Genomic DNA, 14,265 nt, shown 5'->3' with positions numbered 1-14,265 from the left:
AAATCATCTTAAATTTTATTTTTAAGGCAACTTTAAAATTTTTGAGGGTAAAATTTATATACTTATGATAAATAGGCATATAACGCATATCGATAACAAAAAAACATTGATGAATATTTTTCAATATTCTGTAAGTTCTGGTTGATTTAAAAAATTATAGGACTCTAAATTGTATAAAAAAACCCATAAAGATTGCTCTTTATGGGTTTTTTTATGAACGAGGAATTCGTCGTTAGAAAATAATTTTTCTTGTAAGTGTATGTCCGTTTTCTAAAACAATTTTAACGATTAATGCCTGTTGGCTTAAAACCAGATTTTGAATAGAGAACTCGGTAGTATTGACATTGTTTTCTTCGAAAATACTTCTTCCTAAAACATCGTAAACTATAATGCTTTTTATAGGTTCCAATTGGGATTCAACATGGATTTCCTGATTTCCTGAGGCAACAATTACATTGTTTCCGATAGTGTCAAAATCATCGGTTCCTAAAGTCACATTGGTATAACGCAATATAAATCTACTGTTTATAACTCCTTGGTTCGCTGTAAATTGATACGGCGAGGCGGTTAGGTTATGAATCACATTCAGTAATTTATCTTCCAGATAAATAATTTGTGCACCGCCTTGAAACAATCCGTCAACGGCAGCAAGGGCAATTTTATAAATCCCGTTAGCAGGTATTTTAACCCCCATAGGCACTTTATCCTCAACAACAAATGGTAATGCCCTGCCCTGAATAGTCATTATATCATTACCTATAAGCGAATAGAAGTTCTGCGCACTCTTATAATCCGTCAAAGCATCAAATAGCCTGTCTCTTCCTGCTGTTGCGCTTTCTACATAAGCTACCAAGGTTCTGATAGTTGGTCCGGTAGCAGGAATCAAATCCAACCAAATTCTATGACGTTCCAGATTCCCTCCTATAGGTTGATTGTCATTCAAAATATTTGCGGCTCTGTAAAACTGACTGTTCGAGAATGTTTTGCTTCTCATTGCGTTATTAAACGTAACCGAACTTGTAGAGGCACCTCCCGCATTCATTAATACAAAAAATCCTTGCCCAGCTCCGATTACACTTAGTGTTCCCGGACCACTTGTGGCTCCTGCACCATTAATTGCAATATAATCAGCTGCAGTATAATTAGATACAAAATTAGCATAAAAGGGATCTGCTGTACCGCTGCTTGGCAATGTACCATGAGTCCAAAGCCTAACAAATCCATCTATATTGGCAATATTAGCCGTTAAAAATTCATTTATTCCTATTGCTGATGGATACGGGTTCCCCAACAAATTCCAGTTGTCATCATTTTCCGTTCTTAAAACACCGTTTGGTCCAGTGGCTCCTGCTCCTAAATTATTTCCTCTACTGATGGCCGGAGTAAGAATTCCGTTATTTGGCACTCCTGTGAAATTTGCCGTAAACGCAGTCGCACTTGAATTTGTATAGCCATTAGGCGCTCTCACAATATAACCTCCTCCGACGGTCATCGCTCCTGAGGCACTTTGCCAATTTCCTTCACCTCCATTGGTATTGAGAACTGTAGGATTCCATTTCCAAAGTAAACTTGAAGGTGTACCCGGAGAAATAGAATTTACTGAAAAACCCGATACCGGAGCTGACCAATACACATAATCTTGTAGCTTGATATTTGCCGTACGACGCATAATAATATTCCCGGTATTCACACCTGTGTCGCTAATCTGCACTAAGGAACCATTGTTTAAAACATCCAGGGTTCCTCCGGCATTTACCGTTAAATCATTTTGAATATTGATGTAACTTCCAGCCGTAACGGTAGCTGTAAATCCGGCATTAACCATCAAACTACAGCAATCGATATTGCCATGAGTTGTGGTGTTATAATTCCCGTCGATGATTGTAAGCATTCCTAATGTAGGCATTCCGTCAGACCAAGTGCTTCCATTCCAGGTAGTGGTAGTTCCCGAACCAATTTTTACTGCTATTGTTGCCTGATAACAGGTTGCATCATTTTCTCTTACCTGGCAATAGTACTGATAATTATCTAATCCTGTCAGGGCCGATATATTCAATGTGTTTGCAGTAGCGCCAGTATAGACACCTGCATTTGTAAGTGCGGTCCAAGTTGAAGCTCCGGGAGCAACAACATACCATTGATAGGCCAACTGGGCTCCTCCTACAAATCCTTCGGTTGCAGTAACAGAAATCAAAGCTGAAGTACTAGAACAGGTTAAGCTAAGACTTGGTTGGGCAGTGATGGCTGCCGGCATATTAAGTATCGCGCTAAACAATCCTAAATCAGTACAAGATTCTGTACTATTTATATTCCAGTCTGCAGCATTATAAGTGGCAGTTGGTCCGGTGGCAGTTGTATTTCTGGTGATGGTGTATCCTATTTCATTTGGACAATGAACTATATCAACCGGAATACCTTCTTTAGTCAATTTAATTGCATCCTGCTCATTAATTCCCTGTGCATAAGAAGTGAAGTCGTATGTTTTTATACATGAAGGATCTGTAATCGTTCCTAAATCGGCTAAATAAACAGCCCCCGGAAGAACTATTCCCGAAATATCCACCGTTCTTGTCGGAGTTGGATCACCTATAGTTCCAAATCTTTCCAATTTATAATTCGCACCCAACGCGTCTAAATCAATAGCAGTATTAGTCGGATTGAATAGTTCCATGTGCCAGACATTTCCACCATTGGAATCGTATACCTCCGAAATAATTAAATCTGCAAAAGAATTTCCTGAACCTTCACATGTGGTGACATCATTATTGATAACCGTAAATGTGGTGGTTGAATTACAAGGCTGACCGTCAGTAACAATTAAATTACCGGAAGCTGCACCGACTGGAACCGTTACTACCAATTGTGTCGCCGAGCTGGACACAACAGTGGCAGAAATTCCGTTAAAAGTAGCGGTTGCACCCGTTAAACTTCCTGAGGAAGCGGTGATGGTTACTTCTGTACCCACCGGTCCTGAAGAAGGGGTTAAATTGGAAATTACCGCTGATGTACACGTTGGAGGTGTTATCGTTTGAGTGTTTCCTAAGGCGGTTCCTGTTTTCGTACCGGTTGGCGTAAGTACTGAGGTTAAATCAGTATTAGGGGATAAATTGATTTTTATCGTATGCCCGTTTACCGCTGCAAGAGCAACATTCGCAACTAACAGGTAATTTCTAGTTGTCGTAATTCCCGTTTGTCCTGACAAAGTAAAGACCATCGTCGTACCCAATGCAATTCCTGCTCCGGATATCGATGTTTCGCCTCCATCAACAATTCCGTTTCCATTAGCATCATAAAAAATCCTGAAACCAGAAATATCTGCTGCAGTTACAGTTGATATTGTCGATTTTGTTAAAGTGACACTAGTATTATCATAACTGGCAGTGCAAGTTGGAGTTGTGGTAAATCCCATTATAACCGCATTTACAGTTCCAGCGCTGATATTACCCGCTGCAGGACTTCCTGCATTAGTCAGTGTTAATACACTCGTTGTGGTAACCCTAGCCGTGAAAGCAGTAGTCTCCGCTCCAACATTAAATGCCAGAACTCTTAAATAATAAGTTGTTCCGGAGGTTAACGAAGTACTTATCGTTTCTGTAGAAGTTGTTCCTGCGGAACCATCTAAAGTAGTTGTTGAAACCGGACAAGCCCCTCCAAACAATTCAGTATCAATATCACCGGTAAAACCAGCAATCGTTATGGCATGAGTTCCCGTACAACTTGGAGTAAAACTATACCAAACATCTTTTTCGGTAAATGGTGCTGTTATGGTAGCCCCTGTCATATTTCCTCCTATCGCGGCGGCATTTACGGTTAATGCGGTGGCACTCGCACATAAATCATTAACAAGTGGGGTAGTTCCTGTTCCCTGAATGGTAAAATTATAAGGATTTTCATTCGTATCATCATTGGCAATGGAGAGGGTGGCTGATTTTAAACCTATAGTACTTGGATTAAAAGTAACCTGAAAAGTGGTCGACCCAGAAGCTGCAATTGGTGATGCAGGAATGACTGTCAAAGAAAAATCGGCAGCGTCTGTTCCTCCTATTACTAAATAAGGACTTAGACCAGTTAAGTTAAGTGCGGCAACCCCAATATTCTGAATCGTGAATGTTTTTACCACAGTTCCGGAAGTAATATCGGTTGAACCAAAATCAGTAGCATCCGTTACAGAAGGCGAAGCATCATTATCAGAGATTGAAACGGAATTTCCCGTTACATTAATCTCCGGACCAGAAAGAATCGTTTGTGTATTTCCCGTAGCTGTTCCGGTTACTGAACCTGTTGGTGTTAAAACCGCGGTTAAATCGGTTGATGGTGTTATGCTTCCTGTAAATGTGCGCGCATTTGTTGCTCCAACAGCAACATCTGCAACCAACAAATATTTTCTGGCTGCTGATAAACCGGTTTGTCCTGTTATGGTGAAATTCATGTTAGTTGCCAAAGCAATTCCAGCACCCGAAACAGTGGCTTCTCCACCATTGATAACACCATTTCCATCCGCATCATAAAATATTCTAAAATTAGATAAATCGGCTGTTGTGGTAGTTCCAGCTTTAGAAACAGTTACGGCAGTAAAGTTAAAAGTTGTTGTACAAGCGCTTGGTGTCACATCAAAACCAAATAATACAACATTATTTGTATTTGCTGCAATACCTCCTACAGCGGGACTGCCTGTATTTGTCAATGTCAATGTACCATTAGACACGACCTGTACGGTAAATGCACTTGTTTCTGCGGCAGTATTCCATGCTAATAGACGAATATAATAAGTTACACCACTTGTAAAAGTGGCAGTAACCGCTTCTGTCGCTGATCCGGTTTGAGCAGAAAATGTCCCTACGCCAGAGGTTGGACAAGAAGCCATAAAAACATCTACATCAATATCTCCTGCAAAACCCGTCACGGTAATGGTATGGGAACCGGTGCAAGTTGGGGTAAAAGCATACCAAACATCCTTTTTTGTAGGCTCATAAGTTAATCCTGCTGTCGGTGAAGATCCTGTCATGTTACCTGTTGTCGCAGCAGCATTTACCGTTAACACAATGGCATTTGAACATAAATCATTTGTTATTGGAGCCGTTACCGTTCCGCTACAAGTAACCGTTTTGTTAACAGCATTTGTTGAAGTAGCGGTAATATCCTCTAAATTATAAGTACCAACTGCCAGACCTGATTTTAATCTAATATAAATGGTTGTTGAACTAACCGTTCCGCCAGATTGCGTCAAATTAATTGTACTTCCAAAACCAGAACCTGCTGCCGTTGATATTTCATAATTTGTAGGTGGTGTAAGTAAAATATTCGCCGTTAAATTAGCCCCGCTTGCAGTAAAGGTTTGAGTTGGGGATGGACCAGACCCAAAAACATAGGTAAAACCCGTACGTGTTGTTGGTGTAAGCGTAATTGTTGGTGTAACTCCTGTTCCTTGAATTGAAAAATTATAAGGATTTTCGTCACTGTCGTCATTATTTATAGTAATTGTAGCCGTTTTTGTGCCAATGGTTGTCGGATCGAAAGAAACCTGAAAAGTAGTACTGCCCGAAGTGGCAATAGAAGCCGACGGGATTACTGTTAACGTAAAATCGGCAGCATTTGCGCCGGAAATCACTACGTATGGGCTCACTCCGGTCAGGTTTAAAGCCGACGCGAAGGTTCCGGAAGCTGTATTCTGAATTGTGAACGTTTTAACAATAGCGCCTGAGGCTATGTCAACAGATCCAAAATCAGTATTATCTGTCGTAACAGGAGTTACATCACCATCAGCAATATTATTTGAATTTCCCGCTATGTTAATTTCAGGCGCGGTTCCCGTACCTTCCACTCTAAAATCATAGGTCCCTTCGTTACTATCACTATTAAGAATAGTAATTGTTGCAAATCTTAGTGCAGCAGCATTCGGATTAAACGTTACCTGAAAAGTTGTTGTACCTCCGGAAGCAACTGTTGCTGCGGGAGCACTGCTGATTGTGAAATCAGCAAACGAGGACGTAACGCTTGAAATTGTTAAATTAGCTCCTCCTGTATTGAAAATGGTAAATGTTTTAACTATCATTCCCGAAGCGATTCCTGTGAAGCCAAAATCAGTATCATCTGTTACCGAAGCCGTTATGTCTCCATCAATAATTGAGATACCATTTCCTACAACATCTATTTCTGGAATTGCAGGCGCAACAACTGTAATCACCAAAGTTTCTGTATCAGTGCCACCCGCATTCGCTGCAGTAATAGTCACATTAGTTGTACCAGCCGCTATAGGAGTTCCAGAAATTACTCCCGTACTCGTATTGATAGACAATCCCGCAGGCAAACCTGTAGCACTAAAGCTAGTAGGTGTATTCGTAGCAACAATGGTATAAGTAAAAGCGGTTCCTGTTGTTCCTGATGCCGTCAAAGCACTGGTGATAACAGGGGTTACAGCCGCATTTACCGTCAAAGTGACCGCATTAGAAGTTACCGCCACGCAAGGTGACATACCACTTACGATAACCCGATATTGATAGCCGTTCATTCCCATTATCGTAGCTTCTGTAGTGTAAGATACTGTTGTACCTCCCGTTCCTGTACTCACATTATTCCAAGTCCCTCCACCATTAGTGGAAACCTGCCATTGATAGGTTACTCCCGTTCCGGTAGCCGCCACTGTGAAAGCAGCTGTAGCTGGTTCAGTGACCGATTGGGCGGTGGGTTGTGTAGTTATAATTAAGGCACTATTAACCGCAAGATTGGCAGTATTATCAGATCCTATAACACTTGGTATATTGGAAACAACTCGTATTCTATATCCTGCTCCCGCAGCAGTTCCCGCAGGAATTGCGGCAGTAATGGTTCCTGAATTTGCAGTACTTGACAAAGTCCCAATGCTAACTGGTGAAGCAAAACTTCCTGAAGCATTAGACAATTGTACAGTATATATATTTCCTGTAGCGAAGGTTCCGCTGCTCACAAAAGGCACTGAAACGCTATTGCCTGAACAAAACGGACTACCTGTTAAAGCAGTATTGGTGGTAATGGTGTTTGATGCGGCAAATATCGTAGTTCCATTTCCTGAAACTTCCGTAGAATAATTAAATGCTTTATCGACAGTATAAACTTTATACCAATACTGTGTACTACTCGATAATCCCATATCCGTAAAACTAAGCCCCATACCATTATAAACAACCGTACCGACTAAGGCTCCGGTGCCATTACTATAAGTATTTCCAACGGCATAAATACCATTTGTATTTGGACTATTATCCGCGTTTGGATTAAGCGAATACCTGACAACCATATAACCGCCTCCGTCAACTCCACCGCTTGTAGCTCCCCAACTTAGATCTAAAGTTGTATTTGTTGGATTATTTACCGTAATGGCTCCAGGAGTATTTGGCGCGGTTAGATCTGTTGAACCGGAGTAAACGCACATATCGTCAATAAACATATCACTCCCTGTACCTATTTTCCTTTGAAGAATCAAACCGGAAATAGTTGTCCATGTTGAGGAAGATTTTGAATAAGTGACTTTTTCCCATGTGTTTGCAGTTAGAGGAGTTGCATATGTGCCGGAAAGTCCTTCTGTGTTATTCAAAATTCCTGATTGGTTTTCTTGAGAATTTGTAATATTTGCAACTCTTCTGTAATATTGAACTGTTACTTGAGATGTTGTAGAAGCTACTGAAATATTTGGCGACCAAACCCTACGAGCAGTAGTAGATGTGTTATTAATCCTAAGGGAATTTATCCCCGATCTAACAGTTGTAACTTCATTAGCTATGGTTTGGGTTGCATTTGCTTTTGTCCACATATTAGCTTGCGGTAATGTATTGATGGTAGTGTTATCAATTGTCGCAGCACCTTCCAAACCTCCGTCTAAACCAAGATAACTCACCTGTCCCCAACTCACAACCGAAAACAACAACATTAACAATAGTAATTTTATTCTCATAACATTTGTGGTATTATCTTTTAAGTATAAAAAAGAATTGCATTTGATTAAAATGCAGCCGACAAATATATTCTTAAATTTAACATAAAAAAGGGTATAACCGTAAAAGTTGTTAAAAAAATTGTTATTTAAACGTTATTATTAATGTTTTAATCGGTGATTTTAAGCATTTATAATACTATTCTTATAAATAGGATTGATTTGCTATACCTCGTCTTTTAACTTTAACGCATCACTCTTTTATGCAAAAAAAATTACAACAAAAATGCTGTAGTCTTTTTACTTCAAAAAGGATTCAAAAGATGATCTGATATTAAAAGAACTATTGAAAATGATAAACCACGACAAACCAAATAAACGGTTTTTAACCCCAGAAAAAAACCTCAAAATAAATCCTGAGGTTTTTATAAGCATTATTATGACACTGTTTTAAAAAACGATTTTCTTATTAATGATTTGTCCGTTTTCTAAAGTAATCCTGACAATCAAGGCCTGTTGGTTTGAAACCATATTCCGAATGGAAAACTCGGTCGTATTGACATTGGATTTTTCGAGAATTAACCTTCCTAAAACATCATAAACCTTAACGTATTTTATAGGTTCCAATTGAGATTCAATATGGATTTCCTGATTTCCGGTTGCCACAATTACATTGTTCCCAATGGTGTCAAAATCATCCGTTCCTAAAGTTCCATTGGTATAACGCAGTATAAATCTATTGTTTATAACCCCTTGGTTCGCTGTAAATTGATAAGGCGAAACGGTTACGTTATGAATTACATTCAACAATGTATCTTCCAGATAGATAATTTGTCCGCCTCCCTGAAACAATCCGTCAACAGCAGCAATGGCGATTTTGTAAGTCCCGTTAGCCGGTATTTTAATACCCATAGGCACGGTATCCTCAACCATAAACGGCAATGCCCTGCCTTGGATTGACAAAATTTCTTTATCAATAATAGAATAGAAATTTTGTGCATTTTTATAATCCGTGTAGGCATCATAAATACGGTCTTTTTGTTGGGTGGCTCCTTCCACATAACCAACTACGGTTCTGTTTACGACCCCTGTTGGTGAAATTAAATCCAACCAGATTCTATGACGCTCAGTTGAAGCAGTTGTTGTTTGCGCATTAGCACTTCTGTAAAACTGACTGTTGTTGTGTAATTTACTTCGCAATGCATTATTAAAAGTAACTGTTTCTGTTGCTGCAGCGCCATCATTCATTAATACAAAAAACGATTGACCCGCACCAATTAGACCATTAAATCCTGCCGGACCAGTTATGGTGGCTGTCCCATTATAAACAATATAATCATTGGAAGAATAATTATAAGTAAAGCTCTCGTAAAATGAATTAGAAATTGATGTGCTTGGCAGCGTACCATGAGTCCACAAACGGATTGCTCCTTCAATGTTTGTATTGGCAGTCAAAAAGTCAAGCGCGCTGACTGCTGAAGGATACGGATTTCCTATTAAATTCCAATTATCATCTTTGTTGGTTATGGTAATTCCATTTGTTCCAGAATAATCTCCTGCTGTATTATTTCCTCTTTGTATAGAAACATTGCAAACCCCATTATTAGGAACACCGGTGAAATTTGCGGTAAAGTCCTGAGCCGCGGTATTATTGAAACCACTTGGCCCTCGAACAATATAACCTTTGCCCACGCTCATGCTTTCATTTGCATTTTGCCAGTTTCCAAAACCACCATTAGTATTGGCGACTGTAGGATTCCATTTCCAGATTACACTCGTGGGTGTACTTGGTGATATACCGGTCACGGCAAAACTGACAACTGGAGAGGACCAGTATACATAATCCTGCAAGCGAATATTGGCTTTACGCTTCATTGATATGCTGCCTATATTTGCAATTCCATCTTCTACCTGAACTAAAGAGCCGCTGTTTAAAATTTCTAAAAACCCATTATTAGTGACTTTTTTATTAACCTGAACATAATCGTCAGGCGAAACTATTAGTGTTTTTCCGGCATTAACGGTTAAGTCTCCAAGAGCAATAATATCATTAGATACGTTGGTCGTAAAATCATTATTTAAGACCAGATTATAAAATGTTTCGGTTCCTTCTGGGGTAACATTGCTTATAATTTGAGGGGTACTTCCCATAAAATGGATGGTTCCGTTTCCTTCAGAAAAGGCTGTATTCCCTAAATTATTGGTCCAGTTCCCATAAAGATACAACTGACCATCATCCGCTATAGTACTATCATCCATATCCAAAGCTCCTGCAGTATCAATTAGTAAATTACCGTGAACCTCAAATTTGTTGTTTGTGTTTCCGGCTACTTCTACTTTTTCTCCGATAATAGTCAGGTTTTTAGCTTTAGCTATATTACTATAATAACTCGCAAAAGGTGCAGCAGCATCTACAATGGCCTGATTATTATTTGTATTATCACCCACCTGAACATCAACTGTATCATCTGGAACCACTAAAGTATCCCAGTTCCCACAATTAAACCAGTTTGTATCTAATCTACCGGTCCATTTCCCATTAACATAGGTGTCGCCCGAGATTATCATGGCGGGACATGTTGCGTTGCCTATATAATCATATCCGCCCGTATCATATAAAACATCCGAACTATAATAATTCCAATTGGCAGGATTATTAATCAATGCAATCCAATCGAATCTACCATTAGTTATAGTTGAAAAATCAGGATTCACCGGATCATTGAATTTTACAAACGATGCCCCTGTTTCTGGATTAGCAACATCAGTGGTATAACATTCTCTTTGAGGGTATATTGTTGAACCTTGTGTACTCGCATAATTTGATGTCGTTTTCCAAGGAATATCAGTCCATCCATACAATACATTTCCATTATATGTAGCGTTATGGGTACCTGTGCTTAGATTACCCCATGTACCTCCTTGCATAATCCAAACCTGATCATTTATATTTAAATCGAAGTAAGAAGTAGCAGGAGAAACTACAGCCTTTGTCCAATTGGCATCAACACCGCCACAAGAATAAACTGTAAAATCTGAAGCTTCATTGATGCCGCCATCTACCGAATGAATTGTCACAATTGTTCCTTTTACCAAAGTTGTACCTGTTCTTGTTATAGAAAAAACACCTTCCGTATTACCCCACAATCCGGCTGTGACCCTTTCGTAACCATTATCCGTTAAATAAATTCTTGTTCCGGGCAAGATATCTTCAAAACAAACAAAAGATATTTCATCTTCACTACTTCCTGAATCAGCGGCTGTATTAACTGCAATTATGGCTAAATCTCCGGGATTTAATGTTGTAGGGATAACAATGTCATAAAAAGAACTAACCTCAGAAGGGACTCCTGTTGCCGAAGCCGTCATCGTTAAGCCAGTGCCCACAACAGAATGGATAATATTTGTAAATGTCGCTACACCCGCAACAGCTGCTACAGACAATGGCGCTCCTGTCATAGTTCCCGTGCTGGAAAGCGAAACGGTAACCGCACCTAAATCTAAATTTCCACAAGCGTCTACAGCCTTGAGAACAACATCAATCATTGTCGCTCCAATTCCTGTCGTTGCTGGTTGTTGAATATAAATTAATTCACTTGCCACGACAGCAATGATATTGGTTCCGGTTTGATTTTTTGCAGCAGTAAAAGTGGTTTTCCCGGATCCTGATGCTGAAAAAGTAGTGGCGCCGTGGGCAATAGAAAAACCAAAATATTCATTATCAAAGGCATCCGCACCTAAAGGACATTTTAAAGACATCCTTAACGAAAGTGTTTTCTCGGTATTATCTGTAACAGAAATATTTAATCCGGAAAAAACAATAGTAGATGCATTTACCGTACCCGAAGCAATAAAAGTGGCACCATCAAACAATGCAATCGTATTAATAGCATCACTCCATGTTGAAACCGTATTTGAAACTTGAGAAATTGTAAAATCCGTTAAAATTGATGGTAAATTATCGGCATCAGAAAGTGTCGCTCCACCATCCCGAACTTTAATTTGCCATACTTGAACCCCTGTTGCAGCCGTTAATGGAGCAGCATTATTTACGGTACTTGAAATTGTCGTTGGTTCAGAACCAGCAACCGGGACAATATCCGACAGACTATTTGGTATACAAGTCCCCTGAATGTCAAAATCATAAACCCCCTCGTCGCTATCATTATTATTTATGGTAAGTGTAGCCGTTCTAAGCCCTAACGCACTTGGCGTAAATCTTACTGCAAAAGTGGTTGACCCTGCTGCAGCTATACTATTTGAGGGGATTGTGGTTATAGAAAAATCGGCGGCGTGGGCACCCGTTATTGTAACACGGGGACTTGCTGACGTTAAATTTAAAGTCCCCGTTCCTGTATTTTGTATGGTAAAAGTTCTGGTAATCGATGCCCCTACCGCCACGGTAGCAGAAAGATCCGTAAAATCGGTAAGTGCTGGTGTTGTATCTCCGTCAACTATATTTACACCATTTCCTTGGATGTTAATTTCTGAGGCTGACGTCCAAGAAATATCGTCGATTGTTATTCTACTTCCAGCAGTAGTTTGATTCAAAACTAAACTTGTTATTGTCCCTATATTGATATTTGATATCGTATAAGTGTTAACCGTAGTTACTAAAGCTCCATTAGTTGTAATTATACCAACACTACTTCCATTTACAAGTAAATTCAACGTACCAACATCTGGACCGCCAAAAGGTGCCTTAGCTTTAAATGTCAAACTACCAATTCCAGCTGCTTTTTGAGCGGCTGTTAATTGAAAAGTCAATCCTCCATTTCTAATCGTAATAGCTTTGGTCGTAATAGTTTGGTCTGTTCTTGCGTCAGAAGCAGCCCAATTAACAACTCCATTATCTCCAGTCCAAGTCCTAGCTTCATAAGTACCAGATGAAGCAGGGATATTTGCGAATGTTTCCGTTCCTTGCCCCCAACTCACAGCCGAAAACAGCATCATAAGCAGTAGTAATTTTGTTTTCATAGATTTGAGGTATTAACTTGTTAGGTTTAAAAGATTTTCATCTGGTTAAATTGCAGCAGGCAAAGAGTTTTATAAAGTTAATAAAAAGCACAGACACAATTCTAAAAATTGTCATTTAATCGATGTTTTTAATGCTTTAATCGGTTATTTTAGGCAATTAATAATAATATTCTTATCAAATATTAACAGTTTTATGATTTTGCTTATAGCTATTAAACAAGAAATTGTAAGAGAAAAGATTATAAATGTTTGAGTTTCTAAAAGAATCTGAAAGCGATTTGATTTCCGACAAACACACACCGAAAAACAAAAACCAACTGCTATTCGTATAATAAAAAAAAGACCCCAAGATAAAATCCTGAGGTCTTTTTAGTAGTATTATAACAAGATGTTAAAAAACGATTTTCCTGTTAATGGTTTGTCCGTTTTCCAAAGCAATCCTGATAATCAAGGCTTGTTGGTTTGGAATCATATTCCGAATAGTAAATTCAGTAGTGTTGATATTATTTTTTTCGAAAACCAACCTCCCTAAAACATCATAAACGGCAATGTTTTCTATAGGTTCGATTTGAGATTTGACAACGACTTCCTGGTTTCCCGTTGCTATTGCCACATGGTTCTCAGTAATGACAAAATCATCATTCCCTAAATTGACATTGGTATAACGCAGCACAAAACGGTTGTCAAATTTTCCTGCAACAGCGGTAAAACTGTAAGGTGCTTGTTTCAAATCATGAATAATATTCAGCAGCTTGTCTTCCAGAAAAATGGGATATGCAACCCCCAGAAACAATCCGTCTGTCGCGCCAAGTGCTATAGTATAACTGCCTGAAGCAGGTAATTTAACCCCTAACGGAACCTGGTCATTCGTATCAAAAGGAACTGGACGACCCTGAATTTTATAAGCTTGATTTGTCAGTAGGGAATAAAAATTCTGATTGTTATCCACTTTGGTGACAGCATCGTAAAGACGATCTCTTCCAAGAGTGGCTCCGGCAACATATCCTACGAGCATCCTGTTGACCGCATTGGTCGAAGAAATCAGATCCAGCCAGATTCTGTGCTTTTCTGTCCCTTCAACAAGATTGGAAGCGCTGTTTCTATAAAACTGGGCGTTATCATAATCTTTGCTTCGCATGGAATTGTTAAACGTAATCGTTTGGGTAGCATCCGCAGCGCCATCATCCATCATTACAAAAAAGCCCTGTCCGGCCGCAATATATCCGTTAAATCCTGAAGGCCCGCTTGTTGTTCCTGTTCCGTTAAATGTAATATAATCATTGGCCGTATAATTATAAGCATAACTGCCATAAAAAGGATTCAACGCTGAACCCGGCAGCGTACCGTGTGTCCAAAAATTCACAAAACCATCAAGATTGAGG

General features: G+C 39.3%; 3 protein-coding genes. All 3 read right to left on the bottom strand.

Annotated features, from left to right (window positions below):
• Positions 1 to 232: 232 nt before the first annotated feature.
• Positions 233 to 7,927, bottom strand: a complete 7,695-nt coding sequence (locus tag VI621_RS05100) for a choice-of-anchor D domain-containing protein (RefSeq protein ID WP_324217303.1) — start codon at positions 7,925 to 7,927, stop codon at positions 233 to 235.
• Between the two features lie 429 nt (positions 7,928 to 8,356).
• A complete protein-coding gene (locus tag VI621_RS05095; protein WP_324217302.1) occupies positions 8,357 to 12,883 on the bottom strand; it encodes a choice-of-anchor D domain-containing protein in 4,527 nt (1,508 codons plus the stop codon).
• A gap of 391 nt (positions 12,884 to 13,274) precedes the next feature.
• A partial coding sequence (locus VI621_RS05090; RefSeq protein ID WP_324217301.1) for a T9SS sorting signal type C domain-containing protein occupies positions 13,275 to 14,265 on the bottom strand: 991 nt, incomplete at its 5' end.

Source organism: Flavobacterium sp., assembly GCF_035292545.1.
In the GTDB taxonomy this organism is placed as follows: Bacteria; Bacteroidota; Bacteroidia; order Flavobacteriales; family Flavobacteriaceae; genus Flavobacterium.
This window is presented reverse-complemented; position numbering and strand designations above follow the sequence as displayed.